This window comes from Streptomyces sp. AC555_RSS877 (assembly GCF_019049245.1).
GTDB lineage: Bacteria > Actinomycetota > Actinomycetes > Streptomycetales > Streptomycetaceae > Streptomyces.
In genome coordinates, this window is record NZ_JAGMUK010000088.1 from 18,777 (window position 1) to 37,288 (window position 18,512).

General features: G+C 68.6%; 18 protein-coding genes and 7 pseudogenes. 13 read left to right on the forward strand and 12 right to left on the reverse strand.

Going from position 1 to position 18,512, the window contains the following annotated elements; genetic code table 11:
- Positions 1 to 4 precede the first annotated feature (4 nt).
- Both KUM49_RS48950 and KUM49_RS34400 read right to left on the reverse strand, forming a co-directional pair.
- Positions 5 to 364 (reverse strand): annotated as a pseudogene (locus tag KUM49_RS48950) (helix-turn-helix domain-containing protein); the annotation flags it as partial.
- Between the two features lie 71 nt (positions 365 to 435).
- Entirely contained in the window at positions 436 to 804 is a 369-nt protein-coding gene (locus tag KUM49_RS34400) for a VOC family protein (RefSeq protein WP_217240888.1), read from the reverse strand.
- 91 nt (positions 805 to 895) lie between these two features.
- On the opposite strand from KUM49_RS34400, the gene KUM49_RS34405 reads away from it, so the two are divergent.
- A complete protein-coding gene (locus tag KUM49_RS34405; protein WP_217240889.1) occupies positions 896 to 1,861 on the forward strand; it encodes a YafY family protein in 966 nt (321 codons plus the stop codon).
- Positions 1,862 to 2,480: 619 nt separating this feature from the next.
- Here the strand turns inward: KUM49_RS34405 and KUM49_RS48955 are convergent.
- A complete protein-coding gene (locus KUM49_RS48955) occupies positions 2,481 to 2,648 on the reverse strand; it encodes a polyprenyl synthetase family protein (protein WP_374200232.1) in 168 nt (55 codons plus the stop codon).
- Between the two features lie 10 nt (positions 2,649 to 2,658).
- Positions 2,659 to 3,219 carry a GNAT family N-acetyltransferase gene (locus tag KUM49_RS34415; RefSeq protein WP_217240891.1) on the reverse strand — a complete coding sequence of 187 codons (561 nt, stop codon included), beginning with the start codon at positions 3,217 to 3,219 and terminating at the stop codon, positions 2,659 to 2,661.
- A 303-nt stretch (positions 3,220 to 3,522) separates the two neighbouring features.
- On the opposite strand from KUM49_RS34415, the gene KUM49_RS34420 reads away from it, so the two are divergent.
- Together KUM49_RS34420 and KUM49_RS48960 are read left to right on the forward strand one after the other, a co-directional pair.
- Positions 3,523 to 4,065: a GNAT family N-acetyltransferase gene (locus KUM49_RS34420; protein WP_217240965.1), complete on the forward strand. Its 543-nt coding sequence runs from the start codon at positions 3,523 to 3,525 to the stop codon at positions 4,063 to 4,065.
- Between the two features lie 132 nt (positions 4,066 to 4,197).
- Positions 4,198 to 4,473 (forward strand): annotated as a pseudogene (locus tag KUM49_RS48960) (IS5/IS1182 family transposase); the annotation flags it as partial.
- Between the two features lie 623 nt (positions 4,474 to 5,096).
- On the opposite strand, the gene KUM49_RS34425 reads toward KUM49_RS48960, so the two are convergent.
- Positions 5,097 to 5,933 carry an RNA polymerase sigma factor SigF gene (locus KUM49_RS34425; RefSeq protein WP_374200233.1) on the reverse strand — a complete coding sequence of 279 codons (837 nt, stop codon included), beginning with the start codon at positions 5,931 to 5,933 and terminating at the stop codon, positions 5,097 to 5,099.
- 218 nt (positions 5,934 to 6,151) lie between these two features.
- Positions 6,152 to 6,598, reverse strand: a complete 447-nt coding sequence (locus KUM49_RS34430) for an ATP-binding protein (RefSeq protein ID WP_217240893.1) — start codon at positions 6,596 to 6,598, stop codon at positions 6,152 to 6,154.
- A gap of 215 nt (positions 6,599 to 6,813) precedes the next feature.
- On the opposite strand from KUM49_RS34430, the gene KUM49_RS50860 reads away from it, so the two are divergent.
- Positions 6,814 to 7,104 (forward strand): STAS domain-containing protein, encoded by a 291-nt coding sequence (locus tag KUM49_RS50860; protein ID WP_374200234.1) that lies wholly within the window; start codon positions 6,814 to 6,816, stop codon positions 7,102 to 7,104.
- Positions 7,105 to 7,184: 80 nt separating this feature from the next.
- Here KUM49_RS50860 and KUM49_RS34435 read toward each other — a convergent pair whose 3' ends face one another.
- Complete coding sequence (locus tag KUM49_RS34435) at positions 7,185 to 7,535, reverse strand: ANTAR domain-containing protein (RefSeq protein WP_217240894.1); 351 nt, start codon at positions 7,533 to 7,535, stop codon at positions 7,185 to 7,187.
- 469 nt (positions 7,536 to 8,004) lie between these two features.
- On the opposite strand from KUM49_RS34435, the pseudogene KUM49_RS34440 reads away from it, so the two are divergent.
- The 4 genes and pseudogenes from KUM49_RS34440 to KUM49_RS34455 form a co-directional block, all read left to right on the forward strand.
- Positions 8,005 to 8,097: pseudogene (locus KUM49_RS34440) on the forward strand (hydrophobic protein); the annotation flags it as partial.
- A gap of 721 nt (positions 8,098 to 8,818) precedes the next feature.
- Positions 8,819 to 9,223 carry a gas vesicle structural protein GvpA gene (locus tag KUM49_RS34445; RefSeq protein WP_217240895.1) on the forward strand — a complete coding sequence of 135 codons (405 nt, stop codon included), beginning with the start codon at positions 8,819 to 8,821 and terminating at the stop codon, positions 9,221 to 9,223.
- Positions 9,220 to 9,985 (forward strand): annotated as a pseudogene (locus tag KUM49_RS34450) (GvpL/GvpF family gas vesicle protein). Before KUM49_RS34445 ends, KUM49_RS34450 begins: the two are co-directional and overlap by 4 nt.
- A gap of 146 nt (positions 9,986 to 10,131) precedes the next feature.
- A complete protein-coding gene (locus tag KUM49_RS34455) occupies positions 10,132 to 10,410 on the forward strand; it encodes a hypothetical protein (RefSeq protein ID WP_217240896.1) in 279 nt (92 codons plus the stop codon).
- A 103-nt stretch (positions 10,411 to 10,513) separates the two neighbouring features.
- On the opposite strand, the gene KUM49_RS34460 is transcribed toward KUM49_RS34455, so the two are convergent.
- Both KUM49_RS34460 and KUM49_RS49970 read right to left on the reverse strand, forming a co-directional pair.
- Positions 10,514 to 11,629 carry a GNAT family N-acetyltransferase gene (locus tag KUM49_RS34460; RefSeq protein WP_217240897.1) on the reverse strand — a complete coding sequence of 372 codons (1,116 nt, stop codon included), beginning with the start codon at positions 11,627 to 11,629 and terminating at the stop codon, positions 10,514 to 10,516.
- A 436-nt stretch (positions 11,630 to 12,065) separates the two neighbouring features.
- Positions 12,066 to 12,345: pseudogene (locus tag KUM49_RS49970) on the reverse strand (transposase); the annotation flags it as partial.
- 176 nt (positions 12,346 to 12,521) lie between these two features.
- Between KUM49_RS49970 and KUM49_RS34470 the strand changes: the two are divergent.
- Positions 12,522 to 13,427, forward strand: coding sequence for an alpha/beta fold hydrolase (locus tag KUM49_RS34470; protein ID WP_217240899.1), 906 nt, complete (start codon positions 12,522 to 12,524; stop codon positions 13,425 to 13,427).
- Positions 13,428 to 13,433: 6 nt separating this feature from the next.
- On the opposite strand, the gene KUM49_RS34475 is transcribed toward KUM49_RS34470, so the two are convergent.
- The gene (locus KUM49_RS34475; protein ID WP_217240966.1) at positions 13,434 to 13,559 is read right to left on the reverse strand and encodes a WD40 repeat domain-containing protein; all 126 of its coding nucleotides are present in this window, start codon (positions 13,557 to 13,559) and stop codon (positions 13,434 to 13,436) included.
- 74 nt (positions 13,560 to 13,633) lie between these two features.
- Here KUM49_RS34475 and KUM49_RS49975 point away from each other — a divergent pair, with 74 nt between their 5' ends.
- Both KUM49_RS49975 and KUM49_RS34480 read left to right on the forward strand, forming a co-directional pair.
- Positions 13,634 to 13,768 carry a hypothetical protein gene (locus KUM49_RS49975; protein WP_302185528.1) on the forward strand — a complete coding sequence of 45 codons (135 nt, stop codon included), beginning with the start codon at positions 13,634 to 13,636 and terminating at the stop codon, positions 13,766 to 13,768.
- Positions 13,765 to 14,811: a branched-chain amino acid ABC transporter permease gene (locus KUM49_RS34480; RefSeq protein WP_217240900.1), complete on the forward strand. Its 1,047-nt coding sequence runs from the start codon at positions 13,765 to 13,767 to the stop codon at positions 14,809 to 14,811. Before KUM49_RS49975 ends, KUM49_RS34480 begins: the two co-directional genes overlap by 4 nt.
- Before the next feature lie 168 nt (positions 14,812 to 14,979).
- On the opposite strand, the gene KUM49_RS34485 is transcribed toward KUM49_RS34480, so the two are convergent.
- Positions 14,980 to 16,308 (reverse strand): lipopolysaccharide assembly protein LapB, encoded by a 1,329-nt coding sequence (locus tag KUM49_RS34485; protein WP_217240901.1) that lies wholly within the window; start codon positions 16,306 to 16,308, stop codon positions 14,980 to 14,982.
- Positions 16,309 to 16,496: 188 nt separating this feature from the next.
- Between KUM49_RS34485 and KUM49_RS34490 the strand changes: the two are divergent.
- Positions 16,497 to 16,701 (forward strand): annotated as a pseudogene (locus tag KUM49_RS34490) (ATP-binding protein); the annotation flags it as partial.
- Positions 16,702 to 16,808: 107 nt separating this feature from the next.
- On the opposite strand, the gene KUM49_RS34495 reads toward KUM49_RS34490, so the two are convergent.
- Positions 16,809 to 17,639, reverse strand: coding sequence for a transglutaminase-like domain-containing protein (locus tag KUM49_RS34495; protein ID WP_217240902.1), 831 nt, complete (start codon positions 17,637 to 17,639; stop codon positions 16,809 to 16,811).
- A 271-nt stretch (positions 17,640 to 17,910) separates the two neighbouring features.
- Between KUM49_RS34495 and KUM49_RS34500 the strand changes: the two are divergent.
- Positions 17,911 to 18,381, forward strand: a pseudogene (locus KUM49_RS34500) (phosphotransferase family protein); the annotation flags it as partial.
- Positions 18,382 to 18,512 lie beyond the last annotated feature (131 nt).

The following is an 18,512-nucleotide window of genomic DNA, read 5'->3' on the forward strand; positions in this document are numbered from 1 at the left end:
GGGTGAAGCGGCGTTTGCCCAGGCCGAGCCGGGTCAGGTGTCGGCTGGCAGTTCGCCGGTCGATCAAAAACCGATACTGACAAGTTCGCCGCTGATCCGTTGCGCGGACCACTTGAGCTCGCCGCGCCAGGACTCGATCTGCTCGATGACCCATGCTGGAGTCGCGTTCGGACTCCGGTGCGGACTCGACGGCCGGTCTTGCTATCCCGCATCACCGTGTAGCCGCCAGCGATTTACCCACTTGCTGGCGCATGCGCGAGAGATGCCCATCTCAGCGGCGACGTGGGCAATGGGACGTTGTCTGGCACCGCTTCACGAGCCGCCTACGGCCCTCGACGCTCAGGGGCGCATTAGCGTGGGGCACTCGTCGTCCTCTCGAAGTCAGACGACGGCAGGCGCGACACCCGTCGTGCGCGCCTGCCGCATTGCGGCCTTTCAGCCCTTCGGTGCGACGCGGATACGGTTCCCGTCAGGATCGGCTGCGAGGAAGGTCAGCCCGAACCCCGCATCATGCGGCTCGCGCAGGATCGTGACCCCGTTGGACTTCCACCGCTCAAAGGTCGCGTTGAGCTCGTCGGGGCGTCCACCGTCAATGGCCAGGCACACCTCACTCGTGCGCGGGACGTCCGGTGACAGATCCTCGAACTGGCCAGACCACAGACCGAGGTCAGCGCCTGGCCCGAGGTCGAAGGTGATGTATCCCGGAGTCTCGAACGAGGGGCTCATGCCGAGGAGGCCGCCGTAGAAACGAGCTGCGGCGGGAGCGTCGTTCACGTAGACGATGGACACGACGGATGTGGTCATGGTTGTTCCTTCTCACAGGTCGAGGTACGCATCCACCAGCCTGACCGGGTTATGCGCCGCATCCTGTCGCAATTCCTGAAAAAATTGGTGTGTGACCCCAGACCGCTTCTTCACCCTGATGCTGCTCCTCAATTCGAGGGATGCCGTGACCACACAGGAACTCGCCTCAGCGCTCGGGGTGTCCCTTCGCACCATCACCCGAGACCTGAACTGGCTCCGCGAGGCCGGTCTGCCGGTGACCGCACAACGGGGCCGCCTCGGAGGCGTGACCATGCTGCCCGGATCCGGACTCGACCTCACGCGACTCACACCGGACGAGCGTGATCATCTGTCGCTCACCGGGCTGGATGAGAAGCAACGTGCGGAGCTCAACGCATCGGTCGGAAGCCGGCGCGCGCTCTCCAAGATCGCCGCTACACAGCCACGTCGAGTTCATGAGCTCCTGCCGCTCACCGACGTAGTGCACGTGGACAGCCGTCCCTGGCGTCAGGCACGAGCTTCCGGCACGACTCCGGCTTCGCTGACCGGCGCAGTGCGGCGAGGCCGCCGGCTACGGATCGAGTACGACAGCCCACGCGAGTCATGCCCACGCGACCTGGTCGTGGATCCCTACGGGCTGTTCGCCAAGGCCGGCATCTGGTACCTCGTCGCCGATCGTGCCCGAGTGCCACGGATGTACCGACTCGAACGGATCACGACGTGGAAAGAAGTCGACCAGCCACGACGGCTTCGCGAGAGCCAGACCCTGGCCACCGTCGCTGCGGCGCTCATTGATCAGTGGGAACACAACCACGCGATAGAGGTCAGCGCCACCATCGACCAGACCCAGATCGAGCGAGCGCAACGGATCTTTGGCCTACGACTCGTCTGGGACGACCATGAAGAATCCGCCACCGGCCGCAAGGTAACAATCCGCTTCCTGCGTCTGGAGGACGTGCGAGCACTACTGCCGTTCGGGAGCGCCATCACTGTGCACGGCCCCACCGAAGCCAGGGTTCACCTTCGCGACCTCGCCACCGCTCTTGCCCACCACTACGCGCCGTCACCAACGTCCTGACCCGCAACAACTAGGTCACCACCCTGAACGTGCTCCGCCGGATGATCGCCAACCTCGGAGGCAAATAGCGACCTCCCGTAGCTGCTGATCGGCTGTGCCTATCCGTCGCTACCCAACCCACCACTCACCCCAGCTCCCATCCCGTCCGCCGTCGACCTGCACACCGTGGAGCGGGCGTGGTTCATGGCGTCCAGGTGGAGAGCGCCACCGTACGAACGACCTGGACGCCAGGGGCCGCGTCTGCTCGGCTCTGCCTGGGTCGACGGCAGATGGGATGGGAGCTCCCCGCGCACGCCACTCACGGTCGGCACTCACTAGCCCGAGCTCTCGCTCGGGCCGGTGCGGGGCAAGCGGGGCCGGCCAGACTTCGGATCCATGGGCCGGAGTGTGCCGACACTGTCTGTGCGTGAGCGGCCCGCGACGGGCGATCCTCAAGCCAGGCGAGCAGACCGGCGGGGGTGGCGACTCGCGCAATGGCGTCGGCGCGGGTCCAGGCGAAGTTCTCCGTGGTGCTCGAGTCGTCGTGCGGTGGAACCGGGCGAGATCATCCCAGTCGAACCGCGCCTGCTCGCCCGCTGGGACGTCGATGCCAGGCATTCCCCATCGCGGGCGGCAGCTACTAGTCCGCATCGGGGCGCCTGAAGTGCTGGGTGGCGAGGGCCCGGTAGGCGGTGGACCGGCCGCGACGGGTGTCGGAGCTGTCCACGATGTCGTCGTGGATCAGGGCGAAGGTGTGAAGCAGCTCCAGCGAGGCAGCGGCCCGCCAGGCCACCGGCCACCTGCTCAATTCAGGAGCATCACAAGCCCCGCGAGGAGTTGCAGGGCCAGCTCGGAGACAGGAACACGACGATGTCCGTCTCGCTGCCCGGCAGGGGGTCGGGCTCCTGCCACCCGATGCGGCGATAGAACGCAAGCGTGTCGTGCGCCTGCTCCCAGGCCAGCAGCCATGCCCGACCGCCGGGCGCGGTGGCGGTGAGGGCGGACAGCAGCAGCCGTCCCAGACCGGTGCTGCGAGCGTGTGAGCGTACTCCCAGTTCGTCGACCTCGAAGGCACCCACCAGCAGCTCGCTCACCCGCTCGGCGCCAAGCCGGCTGGCCACCTTCCCGTAAGCACGGTCGGTGCGGAACGGGGCCTGGGTGGTCCAGCCCGTGCCGAAGCCATCCACCGCGCCATCGTCCGACATCGCCAGCACGGCCCGGAAACCGGGACGGTGCGCATCCGCTTCCAGCCGCTCCAGGAAAGCCGCACGCGTTGCCTCGGCGTTCCGGTGCTCCCAGGGCGGGGCGGTGAAGATCTCGACGTACGCCTCGGTGAGCTCGTTGGCGACGGTGAGGATGTCCAGGCCGAAGTACCGCATGCCGAGAAACCTATCCCCTGTCCCCCTGCTCCATGTGCGAGTTCTGGGGCAGGTCCGCGCATCGATGAACGCCTGCCCTCCCAGAGCCGGGCGAGTTTGCTGCTTCGGCTCGTCGTGCGGTACTGGGGCCGGTGGACTCACGCTGCTGGTAGCAGTGGTACAGCGCGGGTCGATGCGGCCAAGCCATAGCGACCTGATGCGCAATTGCCTCGCGTATGAGCCGCCCCGCGATCTACCCTCGCGGCCGTGACGACACACGATGCGCCTGAAGGCTCCCGGATGGCTCCCGGTGGTGCCGGGCTGGTGATCCGGCAAGAGACCGCTGACGATCACCGAGATGTGCGCGAGGTTCATACGCGCGCCTTCGGTGACAGCGATCGGGTTCCCGGGCTCGTGGAGGCACTTCGCGTTGCGGAGGCTGCATTGGCGCCGATGTCCTTTGTCGCTGTCGTAGATGACCGGGTCGTCGGGCATGTCCTGCTGAGCGCGACGCGGTTGGATGCTCCGCGCCGGATCGTGGACGTTCTGTCGCTGTCACCGCTGGGCGTGGTCCCGGAGTTCCAGCGTCAGGGCATCGGTACGCAGCTCATCGCCCACGCCCTCGAGGCGGCCGACAGCCAGGGGGTGCCGTTGGTATTCCTGGAGGGTTCGCCGCGCTATTACGGCACGCGCGGCTTCGAGGGTGCCAGCGCGGTGGGCTTCCGTTCGCCGTCGCTGCGTATCCCTGAAGCCGCGTTCCAAGTTGCCCGGTTGTCCGCTCACGAGCCGTGGATGACGGGCGCCTTCGTCTACTCAGAGGTCTTTTGGGCCTTTGACTGCGTCGGCCTGCGCGACCCCGAGGACTGAGGAGCGACCCGACTCGACCTGATCTTCAGGACTGTCACAGTGGCGATGTCCAGCTCGTCGTCGGTTGCGTGCGATCAGCGAGGCGTCGGGCCGTAACGTGAACAGGGCCGTCGGGTTCATTGGATGTGTCGTCTCAATCGGTGCACCGTGACCAAGGCCATCGGAGAGATCAGGCCGCTGCTGGCCGCCCGCGGCTTCGCTACCCCCACCGGGTTCCGCTGCGTACCCTGGCCGACGTCTTCGCCTATGCCCAGGCCGAGTGGCGTGCGCCTGCGGTTGGACGGCACCGAAATCCAGGTCCGCCGACCCGCCGCCCACCGGCCCGGAAGGCGCCGGTTCGGCTCAGGCAAGCTGCGGCAGAACACCCACGAGTGCACCGTCGCTTCCGACAGCGAGGGCCGTCCGCTCCGTCGCGGGCCAAAGTTGCTCTGTCATCGAGCGGTGCACGGCCAAAACCACCGACGAACCCTCCGCCGTGCATGAACATCATGGCCGGCTGCGCCGGCCCATCCGTCATCCCCTTTTGATGACGCGGCATTCCATACGCATCCACCCAATTCGCAGGACAGAGCTGCGTATGACAAGGAGGCGCACCGTTCCAGGTACACAGCCGGCAGAGCCAGTGGCCGACTTTCTGCTCGGGCAGGAGTGAGGGTCACCTCCCCGCCCTGGCTTGCCCGCGTCGACGGCTCGAGGCTTGCCGGGTCAGGTGCGCAGGCGCGAGAACCAACCGTCGGCCTTCTGCGGCCCTTATGACCTGGCTCCACACATGATCCGAGAAACAGCGCCTACCTCCGGCCGCCCGAGGCGAGTTCCGTCGCTGCCGTGTCTTCACCCGACCGAGTGGCGGGCCGTCAGTGGCCGGGGCGCGGGCGCTTCCGGCGGGTCGCGCTAGGCCCGCGCGCCTGCATCGTGCCCGCCCACGGCGGCGCAGCGTGGCCCCGGCCCAGGCTCAAAACCGGCAAGCGCGCCGTCGTCGGTCCCCGGCAGCGACCGCCGCCCATCGGGTCCTCCGTCGCCGGCGACCGGTATCAACCGGTGGTGAGCAAGCCTTCACGCAGTCGGGCAAGGGTGCGGGACAGGAGCCGGGAGACGTGCATCTGGGAGACGCCCAGGCGTTCGCCGATCTGGGCCTGAGTGCATTCCTCGACGAACCGCATGTGGATGATCTGCCGGTCGCGCTCGCCGAGTTCGGCGATCAGCGGGGCGAGGGCGTGGAAGTCCTCGACGAGCTCCAGGTCCGTGTCCTGGGTGCCGATGAAGTCCTGCAGGGCGGCTTCGCCGTCTTCGCTGCCGCTGATCGTGGCGTCCAGGGAGGCGGAGTTGTAGCCGTTGGCGGCCAGGCGGGCCTCGCGAACCTCGTCTTCGGGCAGGCTCATCAGCTCCGACAGTTCCTTGACCGTCGGGGTGCGGCCCAGTCGGCTGCGCAGTTCTTCGGTGGCGCGGGCCAGCTGGACGCGGGCTTCCTGCAGCCGGCGAGGGACGTGCACGGCCCAGGTGGTGTCGCGGAAGAACCGCTTGATCTCGCCGACGATGTAGGGGATGGCGAAGGAGGTGAACTCCACCTCGCGGGACAGCTCGAAGCGGTCGATCGCCTTGATCAGGCCGATCATGCCGACCTGGACGATGTCCTCCATCTCCTCCGGCCCGCGGCTGCGGAACCGGCCGGCCGCGAAGCGGACCAGGGACATGTTCATCTCGATCAGCGTGTTCCGCGCGTACTGGTACTCCGGGGTGCCTTCCTCCAGCACGGCCAGCTGCTGGAAGAACAGCTTGGACAGTTCGCGGGCGTCCTTGGGTGCCACCCGGGACGGGTCAGCGACCTTGGGCAGCTCGGCCGTCCGGGTCTGTGCTGTCGCCATGCTCATGGGCGCCATGCTGTTCCCCTCCCAGGTCGTTCCCGCCACCGCGGCCGGCCGAAGCGGCCGACGACGCACCGCCTACCCCCGCATCCTGCCCTCACTCCCCCGTCATCTCGGTCGGCCACTGGCTGCAAGGGCATCCCCCGCCCGCGTCACCCCGCGCAGCCCGCCTCTTCACCGCAGGCCGCAGGAAAGACAGTGGGGCCAGAGGGAGACGCCGGCCACTACTGAGGGCGGCGTCCTGTGATGTCACCGCCCAGGTCGTCGGGCAGGGCGATGCGGGCAGTGATGCGTTTGCCGACCGGCTCCCGCTGCACTTCGAAGCCCTGCGCGACGGCCATGACAATCTCCAGGCCGTGCTGCCCAACCCGGCCCGCATCGGCGGCCCGGGCCACCGGCAGCACCGGATCGCTGTCCCACACGACCACTTCTACCAGCGAGCCGACGATCCGCAGCTCCATCAGGACCGGGCCGGGGGCGTACTTGCGGGCGTTGGTGACCAGCTCGCTGACCACCAGCTGGGTCAGGTCCATCACGCGTGCGGAGACCGGAAGGCCGTGCTCGGCCTGGACGCGGGCAAGGAAGTCCACCGCCCGGTGGCGTGCCTCGGCGATGCAGGATCCGTCACCGTCCAGGGCGATGGTGTCCTGTATCGGCTGGGCGCCGGGCATCACGCTCCCCTCGCCGTCGGGGACTGATTCCGTCGGACCCACCTTGCTCCACCCCCGTTCACACGTCTGCGCGTACCCGGCACTATGCCGCACATGTCCCACGAGGACTGGGCAATGGGCCGCACACGTGTTCGTCGCAGCATCGGGGACGGGGTTGGCGCACGATGGTGTCGGCGCCTTGAGCCCTCATCAGTGAGCGCAGTCGGCGAGGACATGTGACAGAAACCCATGGAGCAGCCTGGCGGCCCGGCCAGCTCTCGATCGGCCACACCGCCGTCGACCCTTTAGTCACCGGGCGCGGCGAGATCGACCACCCTGTCAAGGACATGCTCAGCCAGGCCCTGCTGTCTACAACGGCGCGACGCCGCCGCGGACCGTTATGGACCTCAGCAGCAACCTTCATGGACTCCAGCGGCATCGACGTCCTCATCGCCGCCCACAGGAGCATGAGAGACGCTCACGGGTGGCTGCGTCTCGCCGGCCCCAGGCATCAGTGCTGCGGCTGATTGAGCTCGTCGGCTTGGACCAGGCCATTTCCCTGCCATCCCACCGTCGCGCAGGCACTGACCGCCTGACCCACACCGCGCTACCCGGCTTCCGCCCCCGGGGCACCCTGCCGGCGGGAGCGCCGCCGCACGGCCGCATCCAGCTCCCGCCCCACCGGCTCCGGCAGCGGCTGCCCCAGCGCCCAGGCGATCATCGACTCGGCCACCGTGTGGAGTTTGATGTTGGTGTGCTGGGAGACCTCACGCAGCACCTCGAAGCCGGCGGCCGGCGCGAGCCGGTGGGTCGCGGTGAGAACACCAATGGCCTGGTCCACCGTCGCGTGAGAGTCGATAGCGTGCCGCAGCTGCGCGTTCTCCTGTTCCAGGCGGGCGTTGGTGGCGTCGTCACGGGTGCCGTCGGGCGAGGGCCGCGGCACGCGAGAGGTCGTCATGCTGGTCTCCATGCGGGGGCAAGGCTTTCCGTACGCCTGCCCCTACCGCGACGGCAAGACACCTTCTGGGCGACGTGAAGATCACACAGGACGAGAGGCTCTTCGCCGACCATGGGATGGCGAAGAGCCCAAGGGCTGTACGCCCAACCCTTGTTTGCCGGGTGGCCCCCGCCGTCCACACTCACACCCGACGGGCCGTACAGGCCAGGCTGGCAGCCAGGACGGTGCCGCAGCCGACTCGGGGATAACTGCGGCACCCGTCACGCGCAGCCCAGCGGCGCGGCAGGAAGAACACGCCCCCGGGGCCAACCGTGCCAGTGCCCCGCCCCCCGGCCACCAGGCTGCGCTGACCGGGTGGGGCGCAGCAGACCCGCGGGGTAGTCGATCGTGCGCCGGCGGAAGACTCCGAACATGTCACCTACCGCCGGTATTGGCGGCCACTCTGCGTGCAACTCGGTCCCGGCGGTTGATCGCGGTCATCGTGCTGGTCATCTGGCTGCTGGGCTTCATCATGCGCTCCGCGGACACGGGCGACCGCAAGGGCCGCTGGTATCGCTGGTAACCCACCACCCATTCGACACATCCCCCTCGCCATGCTCGCGCACGCATTCCTGGCTGCCACGGCTTGTCAGGCCGAGAAAAAGAGGGCGCAACCGTCGGGTAATCGAGCTCACAGTGGCGGAGGTTCGGCGACTCCTGGCAGCTTGTCGTCCCCGACCCCCGCACCTGCGCGGACATCGAGGACGACGTCACGCGCTGAGCTGGTCGAACTGGCGCCGCCAACGCCAGGCAATCGCCCGCCGCTGTCACTACCTGCGGCGTTGTCGCACGATCGAGGGGCGGTCTCCGTGAGACCGCCCCCCGCACGTTCGGAGCCCGCTAGCCTCCCGCCACCCGGCGAAAGGCCAGGTCAGACAGCGGGCTCCTGCTGGAGTACCAGAAGCGTCCGTGCCGTCCCGCGCCCTCACGCGGCCCGGCCAGGGCCCGGTCAGCCATGGCTTGCCGTGTTTTGCTGCGTGGGCGTACCGGTCGTGATCCACGCTGGCGGGCGCACCCTGAGAGGTGTTGACCAGCCGTGGTCGGGGGTGATCGCCGTGCGGCTCGTACGTCTGTTTGGTCGTAAGGGTGGGGGCTACTCGCCTCGGGAAGCCTGCCTCGCCGCTGAGAAGCCCATGGCGAGCGGCGGGAGTGCACCCCTCAGGCTCCCGTATCGGGAACTGCGGTGCGGGCGTGGACAGGGACCGCGCAGGCGGGATCCCCGAGACGGCAAGGGGCTGGTCGTGATGACCGTGGCAACGCAGCAGGGCGGTGGTGGAGGCTCCAGTGGCCTCTACGACGTCCTGGAGCTCGTCCTCGACCGGGGGCTGGTGATCGACGCGTTCGTGCGTGTCTCCCTGGTCGGCATCGAGATACTCAAGATCGACGTACGGGTCGTGGTGGCCAGCGTCGACACCTATCTGCGCTTCGCCGAGGCGTGCAACCGCCTCGACCTGGAAGCGGGCCCGCGCAAGCCGGCCGGCCTGACCGAACTCCCGGGCAAGCTCACCGAATCGGGCGCCAGCGGCAAAACCAAGGGAGCACTGTCCGGTGCCGCCGAGACGATCTCCGACGCCTTCCAGCAGGCCCGTGATGAGGGGCGCCAGAAGCAGGGCGCCCGGCCCGCGCGCCGCCGGGAGGAAGAGCGATGAGCGCCTACGTCTACGGGATCACTCACACCTCGCCCCCTTCTCTCCCCGACGATGTGGACGGCATTGGTGATTCGCCGCGTCCGGTGCGTGTCCTGCGTCAGGGCGAGCTGACCGCGATCGTCAGTGACGCCCCCGAGGAGCTGCGGCCCAAGCGGCGTGACCTGCTGGCCCACCAGCGGGTGCTGGACGCAGCCGGAGAAGGTGGCGTTGTCCTGCCGATACGGTTCGCAAGCATCTCGCCGGCTCGCCGAGCGTGCGGACCACCTGCTGGAGCGGCTGCGGGTGCTGGACGGCAAGACGGAGTACAACCTCAAGGCCAGCCACGAGGAGGAGGCCGTACTGCGCCTGGTGGTGGCGGACAACGATGAGATCCGGACCCTGGCGAAAGCGAACCGGGAAGTTGGTGGCGGCGCGCATGAGGACAAGGTCCATCTCGGGGAGATGGTCGCTGCCGCGCTTCGGGCGCGCGAAGCAGCAGACGCCGAGCTGCTCCAGCAGGAACTGGGGACGGCGGCTGAGGCGGTCAGCGCCGGACCGCCGAGCACCGGCTGGCTGGCCAGCCTCTCCTTCCTCATCGACCGCAGCTCAGCAGAACAGTTCTTGGCCACGGTCGATCAACTCCGCCGGCAGCACCCGCACCTGGAGCTCCGCGTCAACAGCCCGCTACCGCCCTACAGCTTCGTCGACACCCCGGGACAGCACGCCGAGGACAGCGCCGCGGAAGCATTCAAAGCCGCAGCCGATCAGCCCACGAACGGGTAAGCCTCGTCCCCTCGCGGCTGACGCTGCGGGACGGGCCTGGCGCCGGGCGCGCTCCACCTCGACCAGCGCCAGCGGCTCATCACCGACGGGAGGAAGAGCCACGACGGCCGGGTCACTGCTGCACCTCACGAGACAGAAAGACGATCATGACCGAGGCCATGTACCTACTCGGCAAACCCTGCGTCCGCTGCGAAGAGGACCTTCCACCCGGCGACATCGCATGCAACACCGGCACCGAGACGCGCCGCATGCTCTGCCCCGATCACTTCCACAATGCCGCTGCCGAACACTTCGCTCTCCGAGGCCACGCCGACCCCTCCCTGACCGCCGACGAGGCGCTTTCCCAGGGCCTGCACGCCGTGTCCCTCCCTGCAGATCACCTGAACGGAGACGCACGGACCGCTGACACCTCAGCGCCGGTGTGACACTGCCGACGCCGTAGAGAGTGGATCAGTGGCGTCGTCACGTGTGCTGTCAGGCGCAGGCCGCGGCACGCGGGAAGCTCCCGCCATATCTGGATCTTCCGGATCAACTCGGCCTGGCGCCTTTCACTGCGTTGAGAATGCCGCCCACTCGGTTCTGCCACCGGGTCAGCGGCACACGCTCCAGGCGGTGCTCCGTCACGGGCTGCTTCACACCGCCCATGCGGGCCTTGAACCGCTCCAGCGAAGCAACGCCTCCGGACTCACCCATTTCGAAGTAGCGGCAGCCCGCCTCGCAGGCCCGCTCGATGGAGTGCAGCATAAGAAGTTGGTTCGCCCTCAGCGGACCGGCCATCTCCTTGTCGCTGCAGCCGCGCCAATAGCACCAGACCGCACCATGCCGCAACGCGATCATCGCGGCCACCGGTCTCCCTCCGACGGTGGCGAGCAGGATGCGGCAGACGCCCGGAAGGGCGGCAGCGACCGCGTGGTACTTGGCGAGCGGCTCGGCGCGCTTGCCCCGGCTCCGCACCACGGCAGGGGGCAAATGCCGTTCCCGCGCCCGCTGCTCGAGCCACCGCAGGTAGAGGTCGTAATAGATCTCGACCAGCTCGGGCGAGTTCCCGCTCTCGATGACCAGCCCGGCCCGCTCGGCCCTGCGCTGAGCGCTGCGCATGTTGCCACGCACCCTCTTGGACCACCGTTGGGACCATACGGCGTCCATACCGCCATCGAGGTCGAGAACGTGCACGGTTCGCGGTATCGAGACGTACCCGGGCGCCGGGGCGCGCAACTCGTGTGCGGCGCCGAAGGAGGGACGGATACGCGTGCGCAGTGTCTGGTCGGCGGCGAGGTCGGTGAGAACCAGGCCGAACTCGTGGGCCCGCACCCCTCCGGGCGCCAGAATGCCTCCCGTGCCCCAGCCGGGGGGAAGCGACGCCCGCACGGCGAGCGGGTCCGGCCGCCCCGGCCGACGGACCATCGGCAGGAGGAGCTCCCGGCCCTCACCTGTCCGGTAGAGGCGACCGGCATCCTGCCAGCCGCCCACCTCGCAGACGCAGTCCACCCATTCCGGCCGGTGAAACGCCATGGCCCGGGGATCGGCGGCGAGCACCTGCGCCCATTTCTCACGCGGAACCGGACTCGTGACCCGCACCGGCCCCTCGCCCGTACGGACAACCCATTCCCGCGGTGCCTGCTGCTGTGTCTGCCGGTGACTCATGCTGCCCTCCTCCACGGTGTGGACTCCTCCGTCAGGGAGGACATGCATCGTCTGCGGCAACAAGCCAGGTCAAGGGCAACCACCGACTCCCGCATCCGGCCGCAGCCCGGCGGCTGCTTGACGTGTCTGACGGGCAACCGGACCCCTGCTTCCAGGGTCACCCGCAGGGAGGTACCGCGCACATTCAGACCAAGCACCTTCCGCGGCCGGCACACACCCCGCATCTGAGACGCGCACGCACATCCGCGCCCCTATGCAGTCTGTTCCGGATCCGCCGGGCGGTCACGGCCGTCACCATGGCCCCGGGCCGCACCAAGTCAAGGACAACGGCGTGCCCTCGCCCCGCACCGTCAACCCGCAGTGGGACGGCACTGTTGGACGGCCAGCGCGAGCGTCTGGCGCACAGCAGCCCGCGGACCGTGGTGGACCTCAGCGGCGTGGGAGCGTCGGGTTCACCCCAGGTCTCCGGCTTGGCAATGCCGAATTTCTTGCCGTATTTCGGCGGCCGTCCGCCCTGCGGCGGGGAGATCCAGGGCACCGGGACCGGCTTGCGCATCACCCGGTCCGTGCACATTCGTCCAAGGACCTCCACCGGCAGCCCGGCCCGGAGGTGCGCCACGCGGGGCGTTGTCGGCGTCGAAGACGACCAGGATGTCGCGGTCGCCGACGTGCCACCGGCCCATCTCGATCAGGTCCACGACCACCCGGCGGACCTGGTCGCGACGGGGTTCAGAAGGTATCGAGATGAGTTCTGGCGCCCCTTCGAGTGTCCGGTCAACAACGAGACGAGACGAGTCGTATTGCATCACTCCGGGGCATGCATCATGATGACGACGCAAGATGACGAGACGCCTCGTCTCGCTATCGAGTCGTGGATGTGGGGAGCGGTGCCATGAATCAGCGGTTTGTCCAGGTCGACCCGGCGGTGCGGCTGTGGTCCGAGGTGCGCGGCGCCCCTCAGGATTCCACCCTGTTACTGATCATGGGAGCCGGGGCGTCTGGGCTGGGCTGGCCGGAGGGACTGGTTGATGCGTTGGCCGTGCGCCACCGCGTCATCCGCTACGACCACCGGGACACCGGCCGCTCCAGCTTGAGTTTCGACACGCACCCGTACCGCATCGTCGACCTCGCCTCGGACGCGATCGCCGTCCTCGACGCGTACGAAGTGGAACGGGCGCACATCGTCGGTCACTCCCTGGGCGGCATGCTCACCCAACTGCTGATCGCCGATCATCCCGAACGGCTGCTCAGCGCGACGGTGATGGGCACCGGCGCTCTCAGCAGCACCCCACTGTCGCACCCGGACGGCTCCCGAACTCCCGTAGACGGACTCCCGCCCATCGACGCACGGGTGCTCGAACTGTGGTCCCACCCCCACGAGGACCGTGGCCTGGAGGGCGAGCTGGACCACCGCGTGGAGCACTGGCGGCTGCTCAACGGTGATCAGATCCCCTTCGACTCCGAAGAGTTCCGGGCCTCGGAGCGCCGCATCATCGAGCACGCCGGGCGCTACGAGGCGCCCATGACCCACGGGCGCGCGGACCACTCCGGCATGGACCGCACAGAGGAACTTGCGCGCACCGAGGTGCCGACCCTGGTTATCTCCGCCCCGGCCGAACCCGTCTTCCCACCGCCGCACCCCGACCATCTCGCCCAAGTAATCGCCGGAGCACGGCTGGTGGAGATACCGGGCATGGGGCACGCCCTGCCCCGCGCCGTCCACGCTCCTCTGGCCGCGGCCGTTCTCGACCACACCCTGGCCACGGACGCCCGCGCCCGACCAGGGGCGGGGACGTAACCTGGGCTAAGCGCGGCACCTGCCCCAGATCCGGACGCTGGAGTCGGTGCCAGTGGTGGCGAGCCAGGCGCCGTCCGGGCTGAACGCCACCGCGGCCACCGGCCCGGTGTGGCCGGTCAGGGTGCGTACCAGCTCAACGTCCTGTTCGCTTCGAAGTCGTCATCATCGGCGGCCTCGGCTCGCTGTGGGGCACCCTCGCCGGCGGCATGGTGCTGGGCATCGCGCAGTCCGTCGGCGCCCAGATCTCGCCCGACCTGCCGTTGCTCGCCGGGCATCTGGTGTTCCTGGCGATTCTGGTTTTCCGGCCGCAGGGCCTGTTCGGCAGGAGTGTGCTCGCATGACCGCCCAGACCACCGCCGTCGACTCCCCGCCGGCCCCGTCCGTGCCCCCCGCCGTCCGACGCGGCGGCCGCGCCGCCGCCCTCGGCCTGACCGGGACGTTCCTCGTCCTGGGGGTCATGGCGAGCCTGCCCTACGTCGTCGACAACGGCGTCACCACCCAACTGGTGAAGCTCTGCTACCTCATCGCCCTGGCCTCGATGTGGAACCTGCTCGCCGGATACGCCGGCATGGTCTCCATGGGCCAGCAGGCTTTCATCGGCCTCGGCGCGTACACGCTGTTCGTCGTCAACGACCACGGAATCAACGTCTACGCCGGCACGCTCGTCGTCTCGGCGGTCGTCGCTCTGATCGCGTGGCCGGTGTCCTACATCGCCTTCCGGCTGCGCGGCGGCTACTTCGCCGTCGGGACATGGGTGATCGCCGAGGTCGTTCGCCTCATCGTCGTCCGCTTCGACTCCCTCGGTGCCGCGAGCGGCCGCAGCATCACCACCATCACCGCCGAACCGGTGCTACGGCAGGCGTACACCTACTGGTTGGCCCTCGCCGTGATGGCGGCGGCGGTGCTCGGCACGCATCTGGCTCTGCGCAGCCGCCTCGGCCTGGACCTCCAGGCCATCCGAGACGACGAGACCGCGGCCGGCTCGCTCGGCGTGAACGTCACGCCTGGCAAGCGGATCATCTACATCGCGGCCGCCGGCGGCTGCGCCGCCGCCGGAGCGGTGATCTGCGTCAACAGCCTTGGGGTGGCCTCGCCTCCACAGATCTTCGGAGTGCAGTACACGGCCCTGATGATCTTCATGGTCGTCATCGGCGGCATCGGCACCGTCGAAGGCCCGGTCATCGGCGCACTCGTCTACTTCCTCCTCGACAAGTACTTCGCCCAGAGCGGCGTCTGGTACCTCGTCGTCATCGGCGCCGCCTCCATCGCAGTCTCCCTCCACCTTCCGCGGGGCCTGTGGGGAACCCTGGCCCACCGGACCGGTTTCGCGATCTTCCCCGTGACCCACAAAGTCCTGCAGACCGCGCGACGTGACGAGGCCTGACAGCCGCCCAGGCGCCCTGGCCGTGCCCACCGTCCAGGACGAGCCGCACCGAGTACGGAACGTCGGCTCAGGGCCACCCGGGCGACTCGCACGCCGCTCCAGGTGACGGGACGCTCCCCCGCGGGACAGACCGGGCAGGAGGCCTCAGAACGGGGGCTCGTCGTGTCGTCAGGTACCGTCCGACAGCTCGAGCGGGCGGGTGGTGTACCGCTGGAGGACGGCCAGGGCGTCCTCGACGCGGTCGACGTCGATGAGGTAGCCGGCCAGGTCATGACTGTTCGCATGGGCGTGCTGTTCGAGGACCGCGATCGCCTCCTCGGTGCGTCCGGCGCCAGCGAGCAACTCAGCGATGTGCGGCGCCGCGTACGAGGTGGCGCCGTCGGGATGGGAGCGGACCTGTGTGATCGCTTCGTCGACGCCGTCGCGGGCGGCGATCAGCGGCAGCCGTATCCAGTACAGGTCCCAGTCCTCCTCGCCCCCGCGGGCGGCGTCGAGGGCGTCGAGGTGTGCCAGGCCGTCCCCGGGGCGGCCCCGGTCGAGGCACAGGTCGGACAGAGTATGGAGAGTCCAGTCGTCCCCGTTGTGGGCGTCGGCCTGGACACGCATCACGTCGATCGCTTCGTTCCCCCGGCCGTGCCGGACGAGGAGCTGCGCGAGCTCGAAAGCCGAGTTGGGGTCGCGGGTCACGGGTCCGTTGGCCTGCCGGTATGCGGCGATCGCCCCTTCCACGTCGCCGCGCTCCTCCAGCAACCTCGCGAGCGCCTGTACGGCGTACCTCGAGTCATCAGTCGCGGCGGCTGCCCGAAGCTCGTCGAGCCGGCCGTGCCGTGCCAGCAGCCCGGCCAGTTGCTCACGGTTGTTGAGCAGCATGGTGCTGCCGGTGCGCAGCAGGGCGATCGCCTCGTCGGTGCGGCCCTGACGCTCGCGGATCCTGGCGAGGAGCCCGATCGCCGTGTCGCGATCGAGGCCTCGGCAGCACCACGGGAGGTCGGAACACCGGTGGTCGGCCCGGGCTTCGAGCAGCGCGGCGGCTTCCTCGTCGCGGCCGGCGGCGGCCGCGACGTCGACCAGTACCACCAGGAGGGACGGCTCGCCGACATGGGGGCGCAGCAGTGTGAATGCCTCCTTGGCGCGGCCGTGCCGGGCGAGCAGGCGCGTGTAGGACTCCAAAGCCAGTGGGTGTCCGGCCTCCATGCGGACCCGGATGATCTCGATCGCCGCGTCGACGCGGCCCCAGCCCTCCAGCAGCTCGGCCGCGGCTACGACGGCCGTCCACCAGCCGGTCGCCAGGTACGGAGCGAGCACCTCCAACGCCTCGGCCTGCCGGCCCTGCTCACCCAGCAGCCACGCCCACGCCAGCGCGCAAAACCACTCCCCGCGCCCGGCGTGCAGCTCCACCACGTCGACGTGGCCGCGTTCGAGCATCCGCGAGACCAGCTCCGGCGGAATGCAGCCGGACCGCGTCCGGACCCGATAGTCAAGATCAGTAGCGTCCACGGCCACGCACCATAGCGCTCGCTTCCGACACCTTGCCGACGCCCCCAACGCTCCCCGGTCCAAGTCCGGTCAGGACTCCCCCAACGAGCAGACAACCTCGCCGAACGCCTCGTCACATGCCCAGAGACCAGCCCCACACCGTCACCCTCGCCCGCTGAACTCCAACCTGGCCAGGTGCAGTTCGGGGCGAGGCAGCCGACGAGAAGCAGCTGAACAAGACCATCGCCCCGCTACGGCCGCGTCGATCTTTTGTGCATCGACGATCTCGGATATATGGAACTGGCCCGGCACGGCGCCGAGTTGCTGTTCCAGGTCCTGATCAAGCGCGAGGAGAAGAACAGCGTCGCCATCGCCTCCAATGAGTCGTTTGGTGGGTGGACGAAGACCTTCACGGCTACCGGCTCGTCGGCACCTGGGCCAAGGCAGAACAGGCTGTCACGGCCTCAGCAGCCGGGGAATGGCGCGGTCGCCGACGCTCCGCTGCCAGTCTCCGGATGGGCTCATCCGGCCATGCCGTGGGGAACGGCCAAGTGTTCCCGGGCGAACAGTCGAGTCAGAGTCAGCGGATCGTCTTGGGAGCAGGCATCGGCGACCTCGTCGATGAGTTCGTCGTAGTCGGGACCCGACTTGCCCTGATAGGCGTCGGTCATGCGGCCCCATTCGTCCCAGTTCAGCATTTCCTGCTTGCAGAGCGCCGCGAGGTCGCGGACGGCATTGCCGCTGATCTCGGCCGGTCCCCAAGCGAAATCGACACCGGCCACCCCGAACTTCTGGCCATCGACCAACCCTTGGCGGTACTGAACCCATGCCTCGCCGCCGGTCAGGAACTCGCCCGGGGCGAGATCCTCGGGACGCTCGACATAGTTCTTGCCGAGGTGTTCGGTGTCGACGCGCACCCAGCGCCGCTGGTCGGCGTTCCAGTACTCGGTGACCCAGTGGTCAACGCCGCAGCCTTCGAGGAAGTAGGTCCCGAAGCCGCACCGGGCCCGCGAGGGGATGCCCCTCGCTCGCAGGAATGCGCAGGCGATGGTGGCGAAGTGCCGGCAGGTGCCGATCACCCGTGTCTCGAGGGTGCGAGCCTGGTGCAGCGGGGACGAATCGAGGGCGATCAGAGCGGCGATCAGCCCGCTGACCGGCCGGATGTTCTTCTCCGCGAGCCGAGCCTCGCCGATCCCTACCGCGGTGGCGTCCGACGGCTGAATGACCAGGCCCTGCGCGGCGGCACAGATACCAACGGGGTCATCCGGCAGGCTCTCGACGAGCTGGAGTTGCGTCGCGTCCAGGCTCGTGAAAGGCCCGGGCTGAGAGTAGTTGAGCACGTCATCGGCCATAACCGGGCATGGTAAACGGCGGGTCTGACATCCGACCCGGTGCGGCCCAGCCGATCCACGGTGCTGCCCGAAACTCGCTGCCAGACGTTGTTGCTTCTCACCCGCCATCACGGGGCCCGAGCCGAAGAGCCCGCCAAGGCCGACTGACGCCTGCGGCTACGCACCCGACGGCCCGCAGTCCTGCGACGGCGAGGCGTCCCCCATGACTGACCTCACTTATTGAAGTGAACGAAGCCGGTGCGGGTCGCCGGCCGGATGATGAGGCGGCACGGTGACCAACCACGATGAGGCAGCGACTGTCCGACCGTTGACCCTGGCATGGGTGAGCCGGCGCCTGCAAGCCGGTGAATGCATCATCAGAACTCAGGCGCTGCGCGGTGGCCTCTCTGCCGAGATGCGGAAGCTGACCATCGGCACTCGAAGCAGAGGCACGCGGGACCTGGTGCTGCGGACCTACGTCAACGTGGAACACGCGGAGGACTGGTTGGACCGGGAGGCCGGCGCCCTGACCCAGCTTCCGGGAACCAGCGTGCCAGCTCCTGGACTGGTCGCGGTTGATCCGACTGCCACGCATTGCGAGTATCCGTCCCTCCTCATGGCACATCTGGCGGGCCGGACGGTCCTCGACGACGAGGGATTGGACAGGCGGCTCCCCCTGCTGGCCCGCCAGCTCGTTGCGATTCATGCGTTGCAGCCCACCAAGCGGCCGCGGGGGTATGTGACGTTGACGACCGCCGACACGGGTGGCTGACCTCCTGGGACGAGCAGGTACTGGCCGAGGGCGCCATGGACCACTCCGCGCCGGCCCGCCACATCCCCCACTGCTCGTCACGCTCCCCCACTTACAGAAATACCCCCTAGGGGTATATCGTT

Excerpts from the sequence above, each read along its gene's own strand:
- KUM49_RS34460 (WP_217240897.1), bottom strand. The coding sequence starts at position 11,629 with ATGAGTCACCGGCAGACACAGCAGCAGGCACCGCGGGAATGGGTTGTC.
- KUM49_RS49975 (WP_302185528.1), top strand. The coding sequence starts at position 13,634 with ATGGTGCTGGGCATCGCGCAGTCCGTCGGCGCCCAGATCTCGCCCGAC.
- KUM49_RS34415 (WP_217240891.1), bottom strand. The coding sequence starts at position 3,219 with ATGCGGTACTTCGGCCTGGACATCCTCACCGTCGCCAACGAGCTCACC.
- KUM49_RS34495 (WP_217240902.1), bottom strand. The coding sequence starts at position 17,639 with ATGGCCGATGACGTGCTCAACTACTCTCAGCCCGGGCCTTTCACGAGC.
- KUM49_RS34470 (WP_217240899.1), top strand. The coding sequence starts at position 12,522 with ATGAATCAGCGGTTTGTCCAGGTCGACCCGGCGGTGCGGCTGTGGTCC.
- KUM49_RS34430 (WP_217240893.1), bottom strand. The coding sequence starts at position 6,598 with ATGCCCGGCGCCCAGCCGATACAGGACACCATCGCCCTGGACGGTGAC.
- KUM49_RS34435 (WP_217240894.1), bottom strand. The coding sequence starts at position 7,535 with ATGACGACCTCTCGCGTGCCGCGGCCCTCGCCCGACGGCACCCGTGAC.
- KUM49_RS34445 (WP_217240895.1), top strand. The coding sequence starts at position 8,819 with ATGACCGTGGCAACGCAGCAGGGCGGTGGTGGAGGCTCCAGTGGCCTC.
- KUM49_RS34455 (WP_217240896.1), top strand. The coding sequence starts at position 10,132 with ATGACCGAGGCCATGTACCTACTCGGCAAACCCTGCGTCCGCTGCGAA.
- KUM49_RS34480 (WP_217240900.1), top strand. The coding sequence starts at position 13,765 with ATGACCGCCCAGACCACCGCCGTCGACTCCCCGCCGGCCCCGTCCGTG.
- KUM49_RS34400 (WP_217240888.1), bottom strand. The coding sequence starts at position 804 with ATGACCACATCCGTCGTGTCCATCGTCTACGTGAACGACGCTCCCGCC.
- KUM49_RS34425 (WP_374200233.1), bottom strand. The coding sequence starts at position 5,933 with ATGAGCATGGCGACAGCACAGACCCGGACGGCCGAGCTGCCCAAGGTC.